Source organism: Micromonospora cabrerizensis (assembly GCF_022230955.1).
In the GTDB taxonomy this organism is placed as follows: domain Bacteria; phylum Actinomycetota; class Actinomycetes; order Mycobacteriales; family Micromonosporaceae; genus Micromonospora; species Micromonospora cabrerizensis.
Genome location: NZ_JAKKFI010000092.1, coordinates 1 through 19,966 on the forward strand (window position 1 = coordinate 1; position 19,966 = coordinate 19,966).

Below are 19,966 nucleotides of genomic sequence, written 5' to 3' on the forward strand. Positions count from 1 at the left end.
AAAAAATGTTGCCAAAGGAATCCCAACCAGCCAGAAAAACTGACCAGTCCGGGGTATAAATCATAATTGGCACTGGCTTTACAAGCACCCTGTTGAGTTCTCAAAGAACAACCACACACCGACCAGAAGCCCCACCTCAGTGGAACCCCAACCGGGGCTTTTCGTTCTGTGTCCCCGCCGCTCTCGCGCCGGGCACTTTTACTACGTTACCTCACCGTCTTCGCCGTGTCAAACCGTGTGTACCGGTCTGTCGTGCTTCGTACGGGTTGGCACCGGCGCACTCACGCAGCAGCGGACCGCTGCGTCAGGTCGTCGGATTTGGCAGACCGGCCGCTGCGGTTTCCCGCAGTCTCGCCCGGTGCCCTGCCGGTCGTGAACCTTACCCGGTCGGCTTCGCCGCACCAAATCCGCCTCGCGGCCGATCCGGCAAGCCCCGCCCGGACCGCGTCTCGCAGGAGCGAACCCCTGCTTGACCCGGCTGCCAGCCCGGTTCTTGGCCTCAGAACTTTCGTCCCGTTTGCCCCGTTCCGCGCTGACAGAGAGAAAGTTACGCGTCCGCGGGTTTGATCGTCAAATCCACGGGTAGCGGCGCGCGTCACATTCGCGTTCTCGGCCGGTTGCCCGGTGCGGACGGACCCCCGACCCGCTCCGAAACAGCCGCTGGGGGGCAGGTCAGGAGGCCTGTCGCCGACGCGCGGCGAACCAGGCCCGGATGCCGAGCACACCAACCGTCGTACCAATGGCCAGAGAAGCCGCGATCAGCAGCGCGTGCACCCACAGGAAGCTCGTGGCGGCACCGTCACCCACCATGCCGGACGCCCAGGACCGCGGGTCCTGCCAGATCGCGACCGCGAACCTCGGCCAGATCACCCAGGTCCAGACCCCGACCCCGACCAGGAAGACAGCCCACCCTCGCGACAGCACCATGGCAGGCGAGTATGCCAGCGCACCCTGTTCACCGGGCCGCTCAGCGCAGACGCGCCCACACCGGGCGTTCCGCAGAGACCCAGCCGCAGCGGGAGCCGACTGTTTCCGACGGCAGCGGGATGGGCACTTCGAAACAGGACAGCTGAGGACCGTCCCCCCGGAGGTGCCCGATGCAACCCTCGATCTTCAACCCCTGGGCCTGGCGTGACCCGTCCGCCCTCGCTGGCGGATACACGCGGACCACCCCCTCGGTCACCCCGCCCGACGACCAGGACGGTGGGCACGACGGTCCGGACGCTCCCGGCCCCGGCACGCCGGTGGACCTGGTGGGCTACCAGGTGGAGGCCAGTGACGGGCGCATCGGCACCATCGACGAGGCGAGCAACGAGGCGGATTCCGGGTACCTGGTGGTGGACACCGGCCCCTGGATCTTCGGCCAGAAGGTGCTGCTACCCGCCGGCACCGTGGAGCGGGTGGACCACCAGGAACGCGTCGTGCACGTCGACCGGACCAAGCAGCAGATCAAGGACGCGCCGCCGTTCGATGCGGACCCGGCCGATCCGGAGTACCGGGAGCGCGTCGGCAGCTACTACGCCGACGGTCACCTTCCCCCGCCCGGTGCCGTCCTGCGGGTAATCTGAGTCCGTGGTCCGGATGGGCAGCTGCGCGTCGGAGGCGGTCGACAAGGTCGACGGCCTCCCGCTCGGTGCGGCGCCCAGGATCCCGACCAGCTCCGGCGACGGCCGTGAGCAACTTCTGAACGTCCTCCGTGCCGGTGGTCTGCGATACCGCGCCGGCGCGCGATGGCGGACGGCTCGCTGAGTCGATCCCGCTGACCGAGGGGGCCTGCACGTCGGGCCCGCTCGGCGCGCGCCCACGCATGACCCCACCTCGGACACGAGAGGCACCCACCATGTCCGTCGCACGAATGCTCACCGGCGACCGGCCCACCGGCCGCCTTCATCTCGGCCACTACGTCGGCAGCATCGCCAATCGGGTGCGGCTGCACCGACGCTACGAGAGCTTCTTCATCATCGCCGACCTGCACATGCTCACCACGCGCAACCGCCGCGAGGACATCGACCAGGTTTCCGGCAACGCCCGGGAGATGGTCACCGACATCCTCGCCGCCGGCGTCGACCCGGAGCGGGCCACGTTCTACCTCCAGTCGGCCATCCCGGAGGTCGGCGACCTCAACACCCTGCTGCAGAACCTGGTGACCGTCCCCCGGCTGGAACGGGTGCCGTCGCTCAAGGACATGGCCCGCGACGCGGGCAAGGAGGAGATGCCGTACGGGCTGCTGGGTTATCCGGTGCTCCAGGCGGCGGACATCCTCTGCGTCAAGGGCGAGGTGGTCCCGGTCGGTCGGGACAACGCCGCGCACGTCGAGGTGACCCGGGAGATCGCACGACGGTTCAACCACCTCTACGGGCCGGTCTTCCCGGTGCCCGAACTGATCGCGGCGGACACGCCGAGCCTGGTGGGCACCGACGGCGCGGCCAAGATGAGCAAGAGCCGGGGCAACTCGATCGCGCTCTCCGATGACGCCGCCACGGTGCGTCGGAAGGTGCTCGGCATGTACACCGACCCCAACCGGGTACGCGCCGACGTGCCGGGCACGGTGGAGGGCAACCCGGTGTTCGCGTACCACGAGGTCTTCAATCCGGACCGCGACGAGGTGGCCGACCTGGCCCGGCGTTACCGGTCCGGGCGGGTGGGTGACGTGGAGGTCAAGGAACGGCTGGTGGCCGCGCTCGAAGGTTTCCTGGCGCCAATCCGAAAGCGCCGGGCCGAGATCGAGGCCGACCGGGGGTTGGTCGACCGGCTGATCGTCGAGGGCACGGAGCGGACCCGCCTGGAGGTACGCCAGACCCTGGTCGAGGTACGCCGGGCGATGGGGCTGACCGGCGCGTACCAGCAGGTACGGCGGCGGGCCGAGCGGAGCCGGCGGCGGACCGACGCCTCGGCCTGAGGCCGGGCACCCGGTGGGGCGCCACCGCCACCAGGTGCGGGGGCACCCGGCGGGAAGACGGGATGAACCGTCGACCAACCTGGGCAGAATGCCAGGATGAGGGGGATTTTCGACGTGCGTCCGGTGCCGGCTGCGGGGCCGCACCGGACCACGATGTTCGAGATCTTCTTCGACCTGGTCTTCGTCTTCGCGCTCACCCGGGTCATCACGTTCATGGCCGGGTCGCCGACCGCGCTGACCCTGGCCCAGGGGCTGCTGCTCCTTCTGCTGCTGCTCTACTCCTGGGGGCCGTACACCTGGGTGGGAAACCTGGTCCGCGCGGACGTCGGCCTGGTCCGCGCGGCGACCCTGGTCGCGATGGCGGCGATCTTCGTGGCCGCGCTGGTGCTGCCGGACGCGTGGAGACAGGGTCCGGAGTTCCTGGACGCACCGCTCGCTCTCGCCCTGGCCTACGTCGTGGGCCGGGCGGTGCAGCTCGTGGTCCTGTACTGGGTGAGCGCGACGAACCCGCCCCTGCGTTCGACGCTGCGCTTCTTCACCGTGCCGGTGGTGCTGGCGTGGCTCCCGCTGATCGGCGGCGCGCTGCTCGGTGGCGCGGCCCAGACGGCGCTCTGGACGGTCGCGCTGCTGGTGGACATCGGCGGTGCCCGGGTCGCCTCCGCCTTCCGGCCCTGGCAACTGCGCAGCGTGGACCACTTCACCGAGCGCTTCGGCCTGGTGCTCATCATCGCGCTGGGTGAGTCGCTGATCTCCGCCGGTGCGGGGCCACGGACGATGGCGCCCGTCGGTGCGGCGGTGCTGGCCGCGCTGCTCGGCCTCACCAGCACGGTCTGCCTGTGGTGGCTCTACTTCGACCGGCTGGCGCCCGCCGCGAGGCAGGCCGTCGCCAGGGTGCCGGACGAGCGACGGGCCGGCGTGGCCGGCGACGCGTACGGCATCGGGCACTCCCCGCTGATCATCGGCGCCATCTACGTCGCGCTCGGCATCGAGGAGGTGATCAGCCGGCTCAGCGAGGAGTCCCGGCACTCCGACCCGCTGGGCTGGGAGGCGGCCACCGCGCTCTACGGAGGGGCAGCCGTCTACCTGATCAGCAGGCTGGTCTTCCGCCGACTGACCGTACGCGTCGTCCACCCGACGCAGGTCGTCGCCGCGCTGCTGCCGCTGGCCCTGCTGCCGATCGGCCGATCCCTGCCCCCGTTGGCGGCGCTCGCCCTGCTGACCGTCTTCCTGATCGGGGTCACCTGGTTCGAGCGACGGGTGGACCGACGCGACCCGGCACAGCCGGGCCTCGTGTGAACAGCGGCTCGGAAAAACCCGATCCGCCGTGTCGACATCCCGGGGTGTCGTTCGTCGTCATGCTGTACGGCGACACGCCGCACCGAGAGGAGCCGAAACGTGAAGTACATGCTGCTGTTCATGAGCCCCATGGTCGACGGTGAGGTCGTCGACAACGGGTGCAGTTTCGAGGACTGGATCCGTTACGACCGGGAGATGAAGGACGCCGGGGTCTGGGTCTCCGGGCACCCCTTGCAGGACCTGACCACCTGCACGACCGTGCAGGTCGGCCCGGACGGCGAGCGTGCGATCACCGACGGGCCGTTCGCCGAGACCCGTGAGCTGCTCGGCGGGTACGACGTCATCGACGTACCGGACCTCGACGCCGCGTTGGACTGGGCGGCTCGCAGTCCCGGGGCGGTCGGCACCGGGTCGGTCCAGGTCCGTCCGATCTTCGAGATCGACATGCAGGCCTGACCGTGCCGGGTGAGAGGGCAGCCGTCGGGTCGTCGGTGGAGGCGGTTTTCCGGGAGGAGCGCGGCCGACTGCTCGCCTCGCTCGTGCGCCGCTTCGGTGACCTGGACCTGGCCGAGGAGGTCGCTTCCGAGGCCATCGAGGCGGCGCTGACGCACTGGCCGACCGACGGCGTACCGAGCCGGCCGGGGGCCTGGCTGCTCACCACGGCTCGACGTCGAGCGGTGGACCGGCTGCGTCGCGACCGGGTGCTGGCCACGCGGCTGGCCGTGCTCCGCGCGGAGGCCGAGCGGGCCGACCACGCGCCTCCCGCCGACGCGGACCGCGATCTGCCCGACGACCGGCTGGCGCTCTTCTTCACCTGCGCACACCCGGCCCTGGCCGCGCAGGACCGGGGAGCACTCACGCTGCGGTTCCTCGCCGGCCTCACCACGGCCGAGGTCGCGCGGGCCTTCCTGGTGCCACCGGCGACCATGGCCCAACGGCTGGTCCGGGCCAAGCGGAAGATCCGGGACGCGCGCATCCCGTTCCGGGTGCCCGGCGACGACGAGCTGCCCGGTCGACTGCCCACGGTGCTCCAGGCCGTCTACTCGGTCTTCACCGAGGGGTACGCCGCCAGCTCCGGCCCGGATCTGCAACGGATCGACCTGGCCGAGGAGGCGATCCGGTTGGGCCGGATCCTGCGTCGGCTGCTGCCCGCCGAGCGGGAGGTCGCCGGGCTGCTCGGCCTGATGCTGCTCGTCCACGCCCGCCGGGACGCGCGTACCGGGCCGGATGGCGCCATGGTCCTTCTCGACGACCAGGATCGCGGGCGCTGGGACCGCCCCATGATCGAGGAGGGGTCCGAGTTGGTGGTGGTCGCGCTGACCGGCCCGGCGCCCGGCCCGTACGGCGTGCAGGCCGCCATCGCCGCGCTGCACGACGAGGCCGCCGACGTGGCCAGCACCGACTGGCCGCAGGTGGTGGCGCTCTACGACGTCCTGCTCACCCTGTTGCCCTCACCGGTCGTCGCGCTGAACCGGGCCGCCGCGGTGGCCATGCGGGACGGCCCGGAGGTGGGGCTCGCCCTGCTCGACGAGCTGGCCGACGAGCCGCGCCTGCGCGGCCACCACCCCTATCCGGCGGCGCGGGCCGATCTGCTGCGCCGGCTCGGCCGGTACGACGAGGCCGCCGCGGCGTACCGCAGCGCGCTGGCCTTGGTCGGCACCGAACCGGAACGGGCGTTCCTGCTCCGCCAGTTGGCAGCCGTCACGAGCCCGTGAGCGGAACCCGGTGGCCCGCGGCGCGCTGTACCCTTCCCCGGTGAGTCTGCCTCTGCCTCCTGGTGAGTTCGCCGCGTACCTGTTCGACTGCGACGGCACGATCGTCGACTCGATGCCGCTGCACTACCTGGCCTGGCGGCGGGCCCTGGACGAGTGGGGCTGCGAGTTCCCGGAGGACCTCTTCTACGCCTGGGGTGGCCGGCCGACCGCCGACATCATCGTCGCCCTCAACGAGCAGCAGGGTCTGACCATGCCGGTGGCGACGGTCGTCGAGCGTCGGGAGAGCTACTACGAGGAGCTGCTGCCGCAGCTCGCCGCCGTGCCCGAGGTGTTGGCGCACATTCACGACGCGCACCGGCGGGTCCCGTTCGCCGTCGTTTCCGGCAGCACCCGCGCGTCGGTCACCGCCTCCCTCGACGCGCTCGGTCTGCTGGACCGGTTCGACGTGCTGGTCTGCGCCGACGACTACACGCGGGCCAAGCCCGACCCGCAGGCATTCCTGCTTGCGGCGGAGCACCTCGGCGTACCCCCGGAGTCGTGCCTGGTCTTCGAGGACACCGACCTGGGCATCCAGGCCGCGACGGCGGCCGGGATGGCTTCGGTACGCGTGCCGCAGCAGCGCACGCCCTGAGGTCTCAGGCCACCGTCAGCAGCAGTTTGCCGGCGTAGGAGGTCTCCAGGCGCTGGTGCGCGTCCCGCACCTTGCCCAGTGGGAACTTCTCCGCGACGTGCACCACGAACGGCCCCGCCTCGATGAGTTCGTTGAGGCGCTGCAACTGTCGAGGGCTCGACTCGCCGTCGTAGGCCCGCACCGTGACGCCCGGTCGTTCCTGCGGTTCCGGCTGCACCCCGTGGGCGAACGCGACCACCCCGCCGTCGGCCAGCGCCTCGGTGAGCTGGTCGAGGGTCGCACCGCCGGCCATCGCCAGGATCGCCTTCACCCCGCCCGGCGCCGCGTCCCGGATCCGGGCCAGCACGTCGGTCATGTCCGCGTGGCCGTCGAGGGACACGTCGGCACCGAGCCGGGTCACCAGCGCGACGCCGTCCGCCCCGGATGCCACGGCGATCACGTTCAGTCCCTGCCGTTTGGCCAGTTGCACGGCCAGGTGACCCTGACCGCCGCTCGCACCGAAGATCAGCAGCCAGTCGCCGGTGGAGAGGCTGACGGTGTCGAGTCCAGCCAGCGCGGTCAGCGCGTCGGTGGGCATGGCCCCGGCGTGCTCCGCCGGTACGCCGTCGGGCACCTTGGCCGCGTACTGCGCCTTGACCGCCGCGTACTCGGCGTAGAAGCCACCCTTCGGCCGGGTGGTGGCGGAGACGTAGACCAGGTCGCCGACCGCGACGTTGGACACCTTGCCGCCGGCCGCGATGACGGTGCCGGCACCGTCGGAGCCGGGCACGATCGGAAGGGCCGAGCCTTCGGGTACGAGCACACCCTGCCGCTCGTACACGTCCCACACCCCCACGCCAGCGCTCCAGACCTTGATCAGCACCTCGTCGTCGGCGATCTCGGGGATCGGCAGTTTGCGGAGGGTGATCACCTCCGGCCCGCCGAAGTCGTCCAGGGCCGCGGCCTGCATCCGCTCTGGCACATCCCCGTCAACCATGTGGATTCCCCTCCCGTGCCGGCGTCACCGTCGCAGCATGCCGGCTCGGGGACAGTCGTGACCCCGGTGCCGGGTGCCGTTCACCCACAAGGGCGATCGTCCGGCCTCGGCGGGCGTAGTCGCAGCGGGCACGGGAATGGCTGCGTACCCGGAGCCGCCTGGCGCCGGGCGTGCGCGACCGTCGCGCTGGTAACGGGACCGACCGGGAGGAGCACCGTGCACGCTCCTTCGACGCGGGCCACGGCCTGGCTCCTGGTGGCGTTGGCCGCGGCTTCCGGCTGCATCGACGTGATCTGCCTGACCAGGCTCAACGGGTACTTCGCCAGCGTGGTCACCGGCAACCTGGTGCACTTCGGCCACGCGCTCGCCACGGCGGACGCCCGCTCGCTGATGGGTGCGGTGGTGGCGGTCGGTGGTTACGCCGTGGGGGTGGCCGCCGCCACGCTGCCGCTGCGCCGCACCCCGCCGGGGTGGAACGGCCGTACCGCGGTGGTGACCTCGGTCGAGGCCGTGCTGCTGCTCGGCTTCGCGGTGGGCTGGCTCGCCTGCTCGGCGCGTCCCGGGTACGGCTTCGGGCTCGTGCTGCTGGCGATGGCGGCCGTGTCGAGCGGCATCCAGAGCGTGATCACCGTTGGTGCCGGAGTGAAGGGCGCGTCGACCACCTACCTGACCGGCTCGCTGACCGAGCTGGTCCGACGTCGCATCGTCGACCCGCACCGGTTCGCCGACGTGGGTGGCGTCGGCCGGCTGTCCGGGCTGGTGCTCGGCGCCGTGCTCGGCACGGTGCTGCTGCGCACGGCCCCGACCTGGGCACCGGCGCTGGCGGTGGTGCTGGTGATCGCGGTGATCGCGGTCGCCGTCGGCCTGACCCGCCGCGCGGTCGCCGCCGACGACCACCGCCAGCCGCGCTGACGAAAGCCAGGGCTCAGGACGTCTGCGGCTCCTGACCACGCAGCGCCTGGGCGACGGCGTCGCGCACCCGGGCGTCCTCGCGCACCTTGCGCTGCGTCCGGTTGCGACGCCGGTACAGGTACGCCCCGACGAGCGCGGCGATCAGCACGACGAGCGCCAGCACCAGCGTCCACGGCAGGGCCCAGCCGTGCGCGCTGACCGTGACCGGCTTGAGCGAGGTGGTGGAGCCCGAGGCGTCGGTGAGCAGCGGCGTGAGGGTCGCGGTCGCGGCCAGCGAGATGGCGGGGGCGACGCCGTGCACGGGCACCGTCACGTTCCAGCTCTCACCCGGGAGCAGCTCCGGCGGCGCGGCGACGTCCCTGGCCCGTACCCGCAGCAACCCGAACGGACCCGAGACCGACAGCGCCTGCTGCCCGGACAGGGCCGCGTTGCCGACGTTGTGGACCTTGTAGGTGATGGTGGCGTCACCCTTGCCGAACGGGTTGGCCGGGCCGTCGTACGCCACGTGCAGGTCCTCGATCGCGAGGTTCGGCTTCAGCTCGCCGCCGACCCGCAACTTGATCCGGATGCCGAGTCGCCGGTCGACGTTGATCCCCTCGGCCTGGTCGGCCTGGGTCAGCGTGGTGAGGATGCCACCGACGTAGTCCCCGGGTGTGGCGTTCTCCGGAACGCTGACCTTGAAGGGGACCTGCGCGGTCTTCCCGGGCTGGATCACGACACTGCCGGCGTTCGGCTTCACCCAGGCGCCGATCGCGACCGACTTCTTGTCCCTGGTGAGCAGGTCGAGCTGACCCGCGTCGGTGGTGAAGCCGTCGGCGGCGTACACGGACAGGGTCAGCGGCGACGGGCCACGGTTGGCCACGACCATGGCGTCCTCGACGGCACCACCGGGATTGACGTTGTAGCTGTAGCTGGACCGGGCTTCGCCGTAGCCGTTGGAGGCTGTCCGGACCGTCCAGGCGACGTTACCGTCCGCCGCCGAGGCGGGGCCGGCACCGACGCCCACGGCTGCGACGACGGCGAGCAGGGAGAGCGCGGTGGTACGAAGGGCTGTCTTCCAGCGCGTTACGGACGGTTGCATCTCGAGTCCTTGTGGTGATCTTGGTAGTGGGTGAACCGGTGGCGGGGTAGGCCCCGAAGGTGCCTACCCCGCCGAGTGGAACGGTCCGGTCAGCTGCTCAGCGCAGTGATCGTGAGGGTGGTGCGGTAGCTACCCTTCGCGATGCTGTCCGGGATCTTCAGGTCCAGGTCAGCGCCGAGCTTGGCGCCGCCGCGCGGGTGACCCTGCGCGGCCGCGGCGAGGGCACTGGAGACCGACAGGCCCTTGCCCTGGTCGTCGAGGGACGACAGGACCGGGGCACCGGCCTCGGCGCCCACGCCGGCGTCGAGCACGTACGGGTTCCAACCGAGGTAGGAGCCGGAGAACGTCTTGTCGGCGTCCTGGAAGTCGCCGACGTTGGCCGAGATCGACCACGGGGCGAGCGAGCGGCGGCTGTCCGACACGAGGATCGGGTTGATCTTGCCGTTGGCCTGGAAGTAGGTGCCGTCACGCTCCTGCGCGGTGCCCAGGTCGACCAGACCGTTGTAGCCGTCGATCGTCCAGCCGAACTCGCCCGGAGCCGGGGTCGGCACGTTGACCTGGATGGCCTGGCCGTCACCGTGGAACGGGTGCACGGTCACGTTGTCGACGATCGAGCCGACCGGCTGGCCGTCCGGGGTGTTGACGCAGGAGAGGCCCTTCTCGACGGCCGCGTTCGGCGCCGCGCAGGTGCCGCTGCGGACGTTCGCGAGCACCAGCTTGTCGCCGCGAACCTGCACCTTGACGTAGCTGCGGACGTGCTCCTGGTTCTGCACGGAGTTGTACCAGTACTTGTCCGGGTCCAGCGGGTCCGGGCCGTTGCCGCGGATGCCGGTGCCGGTGTTGTCCGGCTTCTTGATGTCGTAGTACTTCGAGCCGGAGGCCGAGTTGGCCGTCACGTAGATGACGCCACCCGGGCCGGGGAACACGTCGGCAGAACCCGGCTTCTCGGCCGGGTTCTCCTTCTGCCCGTTCTTGATGGAGTAGCTGCGGGTGTAGCTGTGGTCGTGACCCTGCAGCACCATGTCGACACCGAGGTTGGAGAACGCGGTGGTGAAGTCCTCGCGGCGCTGCTTGTTGTCCGTGTCGGTCGCGTGGCTGGCCGGCGAGTAGATGGAGTGGTGGTAGACCAGCACCTTCCACTTGGCCTCGGAGCCGTGCTTGTTGATGACGTCGGTGACGTACGCGACGTGGGCCGCGTCGCCGCCGGCGGAGCCGTCCGCCGGGTTGACGTAGCTGTTGCTGTTCAGGTCGATGAACAGCACGTCCTTGTGGATGAACCAGTAGTCACCGCCGGAACGCGTCGCCTGGTCCCCGTTGTAGTACGCGGACGAGCGGTCGGTGTTCGGGGTGAAGTGGTGCTGCTCGTACGACTTGCCACCGACGTCGTGGTTGCCGATGGTGGCCACGAGGGGGATCTGACGCAGCTGCTCGGGGGCCAGGAACGAGGTCCACTGCCCCTCGTCGTTGGCGCTCTCGACGTGGTCGCCGGCGGACACCAGCAGTTCGGCGTTCGGGTTGGCCGCCGTGGCCACCTTCAGGGTGTCCTCCCAGCCGGCCTGGTCCTTCAGCCGGTCACCGGAGGAGCCGATCTGGGGGTCACCGAAGAATAGGAAGTCGTAGTCGCCCTCGAAGTCCTGCGTCTTGAAGGCGTACGTCGGAGACCAGCTGCCCTCGGCGCCGACCCGGTACGAGTAGGCCGTCTTCTCCCGCAGGTTGCTGATCGTGGCGTGCCGGTTGAAGCCGGTGGTGGAGGTGTTCGCCGCACCGACGGCGTCGAAGCTGAGGGCGCCGGCCGGGAACTCACCGTTGACGATCTCGGCGGTCGGGGCGAGCTGGATCTTCTGCGCGGTGTCGGCCGAGGAGTACCAGCTCACGATGCGCTGGGTCTCGTTGGCGCCGACGCCGAGGACCACACCGGTGATCGTGGTGGACTCGGCCGCGCTCGCGGTGGCCATCAGGCCACTACCGAGGGCCGCGCCCATTCCGAGGAGACCGGCTGCGACCCCGGCGACCAGGCGCCGCCGCACGAGCGCCGAGGCCCGTGTCGAGGTGCTCAATGTCATCGACATTGTTCCCTTTTCAAATAGAGAAATGGATTGTGCCTTCACCCGACGCTGGGGAAGCAATTCCACGCTTTCGCCGCCTGGTGAACCAACCATGAACGTGATCTTGCTAAAGACTGCACTTCGCGAACTACTTAGCCTTACTCAGGACCCGGAAACGCGCTGGACAAACCAGACCAACCCCATAATGGACACGGCCGCCGAAACAACTCCGGTCGCCCAGAGGCCGGTTTTCGGCGCACGGCGGCGCAGCACGAGCAGCAGCGGAAAGACGACGGCGATAATCGACAACTGGACAACCTCGATGCCGACGTTGAACACCAGCAGCGACCACAGCAGGGTCCACGACCACGCCTCGTCGATGCCCAACGCGCCGGCGAAGCCCAGCCCGTGCACCAGGCCGAAGCAGAACACCACCCCGAGACGGATCCAGCCGGCGCGGTCCAGGCTGAAGTGACCGTCGCCGGCCGCCTCCAGGTCGGCCGCGTGCGCACCGCGCCGCCAGATCCCCCACAGGTGCCAGCCAGCGACGACGGCGATCGACAACGCGATGATCGGCTCCACGATCGCCGCCGGCACCTCGACCAGGCCGAGGGCGGCCAGCATGAACGTCACCGAGTGCGCCAGGGTGAAGCTGGTGGCCGCGAGCACGATCTCGCGTAGGCGCCGCGATCCCGCGATCAGCGCCAGCAGGAACAGGATGTGGTCGATCCCGGAGAGCAGGTGCTCGGCCCCCAGTAGGAAGAACTCGCCGAACCGCTGGTACCAGGCCTGCCCGGTCGAGAAGGTCGGGTGGTCGGCGTCGAGTGCCGCGCTGCCCGACCGGCCGTCGATCTCGTACGTGACGATCGTCTTGGTGCCCTTGACGTAGCCCTCGCCATCGGGGAAGAGACCGCTCCGCACCTCATGCTCGTCGGCCTGCTCAGGGCAGGTCCAGTCCAGCAGCAGATCCGCGTAGGGCACGCCCTCGCGCTCGCCGATCGTCGCGTCACCCACCTGGGTCGGCTGGCAGGCGGCACGTCCCGACGTGACCGAGAAGCGGTCGGCGACGTACGCCAGGACCGTCGAGGCATGGCTCTTCAGGGCCGTCGCCTGGGCGGTGGCGTCGCCCGCCTCGAAAGCGGCCGTTCCCGCCTGGAAGAACGGATCGTCGTCACCGGAATCGGCGGCGGACACCACGAGAAGGTCGTATTCGAGCTCCACCCTCGTGCGAATGTGACCCTCGTCTCCCGCCGAGATTTTCGCGTACGCGGTCGACGAAAAGCCGTGCGCGGACGCCGTTCCGGCGCCCAGAAAGGGAATCACCGCTGCGGCGATCCCGACAGCGGTGACGATTACGGTACGGCGGACCCGGCCTGACATGCGACTCCCTCGGTTGGCCAGTGCACGTTGCACGGCGCGGGTGAACACCAGCCCGCACACCGACGAACCGCCGGAAAACAAAGGCCCCGAGCGCCCAGCCACGGATAGTTGGCGACCGGAATTGAGATAGGAATACGAGGAACTACGCGCACTTTCCGCATCACTCGAGAGGACGATCGCCTTGCGCCCCCCGCTCCGGGCCGTTGCCCTGCTGGCCGCGACCGCCGCGCTGATCACCGGTTGCGACTCCGGCGACGACTGGTCACAGCCACACCCCGAGCCCATCGCCATCGGCACTCTCGGCCCAGGGTTCGTCGCGCCCTCCACCACACCCGCCCCCGAGGCAACGATCACGCCGCAGCCGGGCTCCTGGGACGGCGTCCACCCGCCGAAGGACTACCGGGTGGTGTTGCTGACCTCCGGGGACGACAACCCGACCAAGGTTCTCGTGACAGCCGTCAAGGAGTGGGCCGACGACGAGCACGTCGACCTCCGGACGATCGTCGTCGGCTCTGCGCACGACGCCGTTCCCAGCATCGCCAAGGCCATGGAGATGGGCCCGGACCTCATCGTCGGCGCGGGCAACGGCCTCATCGACCCTCTCGCGCTGGTCACCCCGAGCCACCTGGACGAGAATTTCCTGGTGGTGGGCGCGGAACTGGCCGAACCCACCCACAACGTCACTGCCGTCGACTGGGACGGCGCGTCGTTCCGCGGGGAAGGGCTGGGCGCGTCCTCGACGTACGACCCGAACTCCTTCACCGCCGAGCGCTGCGCGGCGGCCATCCGGGCGGGCGTGGCCGCTGTCCTCAACAAACTGACCGGGATCGTCGTCTGGCTCTGACGCTCGTCCGTGCCGCAGGGCCCGGCACGGAGGTCTGCGGCCTCCGCGCCGGGCCTGATGCTGGCACCCACTGCACGGTCCGGGGTGGCGGCCGCTTGACCTCGCCGCCCCGGACCGGGCCTCGGTGCCTCAGGCGGTGAGGGCACCGTCGATGGCGATGGACGCGCCGCTGATGAACGTGGCCTCGTCACTGAGCAGGAACGTGGTGAGCGCCGCTACCTCGTCGGACGTGCCGGCCCGCCCGGTCGGCTGCATCGACAGGTACCGCTCCGCGGTCGACGGGGCCTGGCTGACGACGTTCTGCCAGAGCGGAGTGTCGATAAGGCCGGTGACGAGGGCGTTGACCCGCACACCGGAGCGCGCCACGTCGAGGGCCGCCGAGCGCGTCAGACCGATCACCCCATGCTTCGAGGCGTTGTAGGCGGCCTGCGTCGGGTCACCCTTCACACCGGAGACGGAGGCGTTGTTGACGATCGCCCCACCGCCGGAGGCGATGATCGCCGGGATCTCGTACTTGAGGCCGTAGAACACGCTCGTCAGGTTGAGAGCGAGCGACCGGTGCCAGTCGGCGCTGTCGGCCTCGCGCACGCTGGCCATCGGGCCGCCGCCGGCGTTGTTGAACGCACCGTCCAGCCGCCCGAACTCCGACACCGCGCTGTCGACGAGACGCGCCATCTCCTCCTCGACCGTCACGTCGGTGGGTACGAACAGCGCGCTGCCGCCCGCGTTCCTGATCTGCGCTGCCACCTCCTCGCCCCGGGCCTTGTCCCGGGCGCCGATGACGACCCGGGCACCCTCGGTGGCCGCCCGCTGCGCGAACGCCAGGCCCATGCCCTGCGTGCCGCCGGTCACGACCAGCACCTTTGCTTCCAACCGTCCGGACATCTCGTCTTCCGTTCACTCGACTGGTCAGCCGCCGCGCGGCTCGGGATCGAAGTCCACGGGTGCCGGAGGGGTCGGACGTGTCCGGCCGGCCCGCAGGACTTCACGAGGCGGAACGCTAGCCTTTTCTGGAACGTTCGACAAAGTAACGCCACTCACAGGGGCGGGGCGGCCGCTGGGTTTTCAGCGTGATGCGGTCCGTTCTGGGCGCGTAAACCTTCTTTTGCCGAATCAATTCCCAGCCCAAGCGGCTGTAATCGGAGGCACATTCTGTGGCGGTCGTTCCATAACCTCGCTAGCGTTGGGCGAGTCGTGTAAATACCCACAAATTGCCCTTAAGGAACGTCATGCCCACACGCCACGCCGCTCCCCAGTCCCAGCGGTGGAAGGCCCTGCTGTTCATCTCCATCGCCCAACTGATGGTGGTGCTCGACGGCGCCGTCATGAACATCGCGCTCCCCTCGGCGCAGCAGGCGCTGCACTTCACTGACGGGAGCAGGCAGTGGGTGGTCACCGCGTACGGTCTCGCCTTCGGCGGCCTGCTGCTGGTCGGTGGCCGGATCGGTGACATGGTCGGGCGCAAGCGTGTCTTCCTGACCGCGCTGGCTGGGTTCGCGATCGCCTCGGCGATCGGCGGCCTGGCGGTCAACGCCGCGATGCTGCTGACCGCGCGGGCGTTGCAAGGTGTGTTCGCGGCTCTGCTCGCGCCGGCCGCGCTCGCGTTGCTCTCCCTGTCCTTTCCGCAGCCAAGAGAACGGGCGAAGGCCTTCGGTGTGTTCAGCGCGGTGTCGATCGCCGGTGGAGCGGTCGGTCTGATCGTCGGGGGTCTGCTCACCCAGTATCTGAACTGGCGTTTCTCGATGTTCGTCCTCGTCCCGGTCGCGATCATCGGAATCCTGGGCGGCAGTCGCACCGTCCACGACGACGGGGAGCGGCACCGTTCCCGGCTCGACATTCCCGGCGTGGTGCTGGCCAGCCTCGGACTCGTCGGCCTGGTCTACGGCTTCGGTGTCGCCGAGAGCCGCGGATGGTCGTCGAGCGTGACCATCGGGTCGTTCACCGCGGGCGTGCTGCTGTTGGCGGCCTTCATCCTGGTGCAGACGCGAGTAACGTCCCCGCTGCTGCCGCTGCGCGTCCTGACCGAACGCAACCGGGCCGCCGCGTACCTCTCGGTCGGTCTTGCCATCGTCAGCATGTTCGGCATGTTCCTCCTGCTCAGCTACTACTTCCAGCAGGTCAAGGGATGGTCACCGGTCCTGGCGGGCCTGGCGTTCATGCCGATGGCGGTGCCGCAGGCCATCGGGGCCACCCAGATCGGCGCCCGGCTCGCGCACCGGATGGCCCCCCGGCCGATCATGGTCGGCGGCTACCTCGTCACAGCGGTCGGTCTCGTCCTGCTCGCCCTGCTCGACGCGGACAGCGCCTTCCTGGAGATCGCGTTCGCCGAAGCGGTGATCGGGCTCGGCATCGGCACCGCGTTCATGCCCGCGATGAGCATCTCCACCCACGGCGTCGAACCCAGGGACGCGGGGGTCGCCTCCGCGATGATCAGCTCGTCACAGCAGGTCGGTGGTTCGATCGGCACCGCGCTGCTCAACACCATCGCGACCAGCTCGGCCGCCACCTACCTGGTGTCGCACGGCGGCCCAGCGGCCCAGGTCCACGAGAAGAACCAGGCGCTGATGCACGGCTACTCGGCCGCGTACTGGGCCGCTGTCGGCTTCGTGGCCGCGGCAGCTCTGGTCTCCGCGGTCATGGTGAACGCCGGCGCTCCGAAGCACGCTCAGGCCTCCGCCGACGTCCTGCCGGACGTCGCGCCCGTACCCGCGCACTGACCGGCGCGACAAGGCGCTGGACGCGCCACCGGTGATCGAGGACACGGTGCACCGGCTCGCCCGGCAGGGTGGAATCAGATGCGTGAGCGGAGCAGGCACCACGGGTGACGTTGTGAAGCGCTCTTTGCCCATCCACCATCCGGCTTCCGCCAGCGGCGATGCCGCCCCCTCACCGGACGAGCCGGTGCGGCCGACGACCGCCCACCGGCAGCGCTGGGCGGTGGAGACGATGGCTGTCGCATCCGGCGACACGGTGCTGGAGATCGGATGCGGTCGGGGAGCCGCCGTCTCTCTGGTCGCCAGCCGGCTCACGACCGGGCGGATCGTGGCCATCGATCGGGCCGCGACGATGGTGCGACTTGCCACCAAACGCAACATTGCCCATATCAACGCCGGCCGAGCTGACATTCGACGTGTCGGATTCGAGTCGGCGGACCTTGATTCACTCCGTTTCGACAAGATCTTCGCAGTGAACGTCAGCATGTTCTGGCTGGGCGACGCAACGCAGCAGATCGAGCGGATGCGGAGCCTGCTGACGCCTGGTGGACGGCTGTACGTCTTTGGCGAGCGACCCACAGCCGCACACGCCACTGCGAACGTCACCTCGACCACGCTGCTGCTCGAGGACCACGGCTTCGCGACGACCACGGCGAGCGCCACCCGCGGCAAGGGGCAGGTACTCACCTGCGTGAGCGGCACACCGATCGGCTGAGTCGCCGGCCAACGGTGCAGTGTGGACGCGGCGCGGTCATCGCCGGGTGCCCCACGCTATTTGATCTATCGCCGCAGGTGGATCCCCAACTGGGTGGCGCGGTTGACGTAGCATTGACCGCGAACGTTATTCATCCCGGCACGGGGAGGAGCGGCATGAAGTTCGACATGGGAGCGCAGACTCTCGGCAGCCTCACCAAGCAGACTCAGGGATCGTCTGATGATCTCGGCAGTCTGATCAAGCAGTTGATCGCTGCGGCTGAGCCGCTGCAGGGCAACTTCAACGGTGCCGGGCGGGTCGCATTCGACTCGTTCAAGGCCAACGCCGATTCGATCACCGCCGCTCTCAATTCCGCGCTGGGCGCGATTCTGGGCGGTCAGGGCGGAATGGATTCCGCGTTCGGCCAGGGTGACACCGAGATGGCCGACAACGCGTCGTCGTCGGCGGGCACCGCCAACTTCGACGCGGCCAGGTTCTCGAGCAGCCGCTGATCCGGGGGAGTGACAGGTTATGAGCACAGATCGACGCAGCTTTGACGTGGGCACCTCGCAGCAGGTCCAGGGTGACCTCGCCGGGATCATCGCCCGGCTGGAGGCCGTGATCTCGCAGCGCGGCGCCGACGTGTCGGCCGCGATGGCCGACTTCCAGGCCGACGGCGTCTCCGAGGAATACCGCACCGTCGAGGATCGGTGGAACCGCGCCGCCGGCGAGGTTCGCACGATCATCGATCTGGTCAAGACCACGATGGTCAAGAACGACGAGACGGCGACGACCACGCTGTCCAAGGCGCGCACGGCGGTGCAGTCCATCGGCTGAGTTGTTGTCCATCAAGTGTTGACGAGGGAGCACAAGCGTGAGCGCCTGGGACATCTCCCCCGGTGGAGTGCGCGACGTCCTGAATCGCACCCATGCCGCGGCCGCCCCGTTCGAGGGGCAGATGACGAGATTCAACTCGGCACTGGAGGGCTCCGCCGTCCAGTCGAGTTCGGAGATCGTCGGCCAGGCACTTCAGGGCTTCGTTGACTCGATCAAGACGGACCTCGAGTTCGTGTTCACTCGCACGGGGGCGTGCATAAATGCGGCGGCACAGGCGACCAACGCCTATGTCCAGGGTGATCTGGACATGGCCGCCAACGCGCAACGCAGCGCCTCGGCGGCACCCGACCCCTCGGCGACGATGCCGGGGCCGGGCCGTGGGGCGGTGCCACGATGATCAATCCAGGGGAGATCCCACAGATCCCCGGCAACATGGAGCAGTTGGCCACCCACGCCCAGACGATCAAGACGACCGGTGTCGACTTCGCCAACACCGGTCAGGCGATCGACACCACCTGGCAGGGGCTGGCCGCGGTATACGAGGCGCCGGAGGCGGCACAACTGTTCGCCGCCTCCGGGCCGGTCCGCACGGTGTCCGCCTCGGTCGGCGAGGACGTTCAGGCCGTCGGCACCGCCCTGGCCACGTACGCCAGCGAGGTCAAGGAGATCAAGGCCCAGCTCGCGGCGCTGAAGGTCCAGGCAGAGCAGTTCGTCGGGTCGACAAAGGACGACGAGGACTGGCGTGAGGACGAGGGCAAGGTCAACCAGCACAACGGCTTGATCTCTGCGGTGAACACGCAGGTCGCCGCGTTCTTCGAGGCGCAACGCAAGTGCGCCAACACGATCAACGCCCTCTACGGGGGCCGCCAGTACCGTGCCGACAACGCCGACGGCCGCGCCGACGAGGGCGAGTACGGCTTCGACGCCGAGACACTCAACGCCGCAGCGGGTGAGGACGGTGCCCTGCCGTGGGGCAGCAACGAGGAGCACGACCGCGGAATCCTCGGTGACGTGGGCGCGTTCTTCGGTGGCATCGGTGAAGGCTTCGTCACCATGCTCGGGGATCTCGGCGGGCTGATCGGCCGTGACCCGACCACGGGCGAATGGAGCTGGGGCACCGCCGGCCAGTCCTGGTTGGGCCTCGGCAAGTTCGTCTGGGCGGTCTCCATCTACATCAACCCGGTCACCATCGTGATCGACCAGACGGTCGGCATGCCGTTCATGGAGAAGCGCGAGGCGGGCAACCTTCTCCTCAACGCCGGCAAGACCATCATCGCCTACGACGTGTGGGGTGAGGACAAGTCGAGGGCGGGCGGCCTCGCCTTCTTCAACATCGTCTCCGCGGTCGTCGGCACCAAGGGTGCCGCCTCCGGCGTACGCGGTGCGGGCGCCGCGGTCAACAGCATCCGGGGCAGCGCGACCGCCGCCCGAATCGGTGCCGGGCTCGTCCGCGCCGGCAACTGGCTCGACAACCTGCCCACGGTGGGCGAGGTCGCCATCAACTTCGCCAAGAAGTTCGACATCCAGATCCCGCAGCTCGGGCTGGTGCCGGCCATCGCTGGCGACGTGCCGGTCGGGCGCGGCTTCGACGTCGACATGCCGAACGACCGCGGCGGCAACCCAACGAACATGGACGCCGGCAACGGCCCCGGCAACACACCCGGTGGCAACCTGCCCGGCGACAACACACCCGTCCGGAACCTGCCCGAAGGCAACACCCCCGGCGGCAATCTGCCCGAGGGCAACACCCCGGGTGGAAACCTGCCCGAAGGCAACACCCCCGGCGGGAACCTGCCCGAAGGCAACACCCCCGGCGGGAACCGGCCCGAAGGGCGAATCCCTGACCGAGGTAAGGACCACACCCCGCCCCCCCGGCACCGCACCGTCGCTCAGGACGACCGCCCCGTCCCTACGCGGCCGTTCCACGGCTGTCCGCGAGCCC

19 protein-coding genes and 1 pseudogene are annotated in these 19,966 nt (G+C 69.6%); 14 read left to right on the plus strand and 6 right to left on the minus strand.

What is annotated here, in order from left to right; all coding sequences use genetic code 11:
• Positions 1-672: 672 nt before the first annotated feature.
• Positions 673-927: an SCO4848 family membrane protein gene (locus LADH09A_RS24945; protein ID WP_238647923.1), complete on the minus strand. Its 255-nt coding sequence runs from the start codon at positions 925-927 to the stop codon at positions 673-675.
• Positions 928-1,097: 170 nt separating this feature from the next.
• On the opposite strand from LADH09A_RS24945, the gene LADH09A_RS24950 reads away from it, so the two are divergent.
• From LADH09A_RS24950 to LADH09A_RS24975, 6 genes are all read left to right on the plus strand, one after another.
• Positions 1,098-1,568 (plus strand): PRC-barrel domain-containing protein, encoded by a 471-nt coding sequence (locus LADH09A_RS24950; protein ID WP_238647924.1) that lies wholly within the window; start codon positions 1,098-1,100, stop codon positions 1,566-1,568.
• Positions 1,569-1,840: 272 nt separating this feature from the next.
• Positions 1,841-2,899: a tryptophan--tRNA ligase gene (gene trpS, locus LADH09A_RS24955; RefSeq protein WP_238647926.1), complete on the plus strand. Its 1,059-nt coding sequence runs from the start codon at positions 1,841-1,843 to the stop codon at positions 2,897-2,899.
• Positions 2,900-2,995: 96 nt separating this feature from the next.
• The gene (locus LADH09A_RS24960) at positions 2,996-4,195 is read left to right on the plus strand and encodes a low temperature requirement protein A (RefSeq protein ID WP_238647927.1); all 1,200 of its coding nucleotides are present in this window, start codon (positions 2,996-2,998) and stop codon (positions 4,193-4,195) included.
• Positions 4,196-4,303: 108 nt separating this feature from the next.
• Positions 4,304-4,651, plus strand: coding sequence for a YciI family protein (locus LADH09A_RS24965; RefSeq protein WP_238647946.1), 348 nt, complete (start codon positions 4,304-4,306; stop codon positions 4,649-4,651).
• Positions 4,652-4,653: 2 nt separating this feature from the next.
• The gene (locus tag LADH09A_RS24970; RefSeq protein WP_238647928.1) at positions 4,654-5,910 is read left to right on the plus strand and encodes an RNA polymerase sigma factor; all 1,257 of its coding nucleotides are present in this window, start codon (positions 4,654-4,656) and stop codon (positions 5,908-5,910) included.
• 40 nt (positions 5,911-5,950) lie between these two features.
• Positions 5,951-6,541 carry an HAD family hydrolase gene (locus tag LADH09A_RS24975; RefSeq protein WP_238647929.1) on the plus strand — a complete coding sequence of 197 codons (591 nt, stop codon included), beginning with the start codon at positions 5,951-5,953 and terminating at the stop codon, positions 6,539-6,541.
• Positions 6,542-6,545: 4 nt separating this feature from the next.
• Here LADH09A_RS24975 and LADH09A_RS24980 read toward each other — a convergent pair whose 3' ends face one another.
• Entirely contained in the window at positions 6,546-7,517 is a 972-nt protein-coding gene (locus tag LADH09A_RS24980; RefSeq protein ID WP_238647930.1) for a quinone oxidoreductase family protein, read from the minus strand.
• A 216-nt stretch (positions 7,518-7,733) separates the two neighbouring features.
• On the opposite strand from LADH09A_RS24980, the gene LADH09A_RS24985 reads away from it, so the two are divergent.
• The gene (locus tag LADH09A_RS24985; protein ID WP_238647932.1) at positions 7,734-8,429 is read left to right on the plus strand and encodes a YoaK family protein; all 696 of its coding nucleotides are present in this window, start codon (positions 7,734-7,736) and stop codon (positions 8,427-8,429) included.
• Positions 8,430-8,442: 13 nt separating this feature from the next.
• Here the strand turns inward: LADH09A_RS24985 and LADH09A_RS24990 are convergent, their stop codons facing one another.
• From LADH09A_RS24990 to LADH09A_RS25000, 3 genes are all read right to left on the minus strand, one after another.
• Positions 8,443-9,510, minus strand: coding sequence for a COG1361 family protein (locus LADH09A_RS24990; RefSeq protein WP_238647933.1), 1,068 nt, complete (start codon positions 9,508-9,510; stop codon positions 8,443-8,445).
• Positions 9,511-9,599: 89 nt separating this feature from the next.
• Complete coding sequence (locus LADH09A_RS24995; protein WP_238647934.1) at positions 9,600-11,573, minus strand: purple acid phosphatase family protein; 1,974 nt, start codon at positions 11,571-11,573, stop codon at positions 9,600-9,602.
• A gap of 144 nt (positions 11,574-11,717) precedes the next feature.
• Positions 11,718-12,995 carry a HupE/UreJ family protein gene (locus tag LADH09A_RS25000; RefSeq protein ID WP_238647935.1) on the minus strand — a complete coding sequence of 426 codons (1,278 nt, stop codon included), beginning with the start codon at positions 12,993-12,995 and terminating at the stop codon, positions 11,718-11,720.
• Positions 12,996-13,116: 121 nt separating this feature from the next.
• Between LADH09A_RS25000 and LADH09A_RS25005 the strand changes: the two genes are divergently transcribed.
• Positions 13,117-13,779, plus strand: coding sequence for a type 1 periplasmic-binding domain-containing protein (locus LADH09A_RS25005; protein ID WP_238647936.1), 663 nt, complete (start codon positions 13,117-13,119; stop codon positions 13,777-13,779).
• A 129-nt stretch (positions 13,780-13,908) separates the two neighbouring features.
• Here LADH09A_RS25005 and LADH09A_RS25010 read toward each other — a convergent pair whose 3' ends face one another.
• Complete coding sequence (locus LADH09A_RS25010; protein WP_238647937.1) at positions 13,909-14,664, minus strand: SDR family NAD(P)-dependent oxidoreductase; 756 nt, start codon at positions 14,662-14,664, stop codon at positions 13,909-13,911.
• Between the two features lie 344 nt (positions 14,665-15,008).
• Here LADH09A_RS25010 and LADH09A_RS25015 point away from each other — a divergent pair, with 344 nt between their 5' ends.
• The 6 genes and pseudogenes from LADH09A_RS25015 to LADH09A_RS25040 form a co-directional block, all read left to right on the plus strand.
• A complete protein-coding gene (locus tag LADH09A_RS25015) occupies positions 15,009-16,496 on the plus strand; it encodes an MFS transporter (protein WP_238647938.1) in 1,488 nt (495 codons plus the stop codon).
• Between the two features lie 31 nt (positions 16,497-16,527).
• Complete coding sequence (locus LADH09A_RS25020) at positions 16,528-17,208, plus strand: class I SAM-dependent methyltransferase (protein ID WP_238647940.1); 681 nt, start codon at positions 16,528-16,530, stop codon at positions 17,206-17,208.
• A 155-nt stretch (positions 17,209-17,363) separates the two neighbouring features.
• Positions 17,364-17,699 carry a hypothetical protein gene (locus LADH09A_RS25025; protein WP_238647942.1) on the plus strand — a complete coding sequence of 112 codons (336 nt, stop codon included), beginning with the start codon at positions 17,364-17,366 and terminating at the stop codon, positions 17,697-17,699.
• 19 nt (positions 17,700-17,718) lie between these two features.
• Complete coding sequence (locus LADH09A_RS25030) at positions 17,719-18,024, plus strand: pore-forming ESAT-6 family protein (protein ID WP_238647943.1); 306 nt, start codon at positions 17,719-17,721, stop codon at positions 18,022-18,024.
• A gap of 37 nt (positions 18,025-18,061) precedes the next feature.
• Entirely contained in the window at positions 18,062-18,421 is a 360-nt protein-coding gene (locus tag LADH09A_RS25035) for a DUF6507 family protein (protein ID WP_238647945.1), read from the plus strand.
• A pseudogene (locus LADH09A_RS25040) lies at positions 18,418-19,966 on the plus strand (hypothetical protein); the annotation flags it as partial. The gene LADH09A_RS25035 and the pseudogene LADH09A_RS25040, both read left to right, overlap by 4 nt.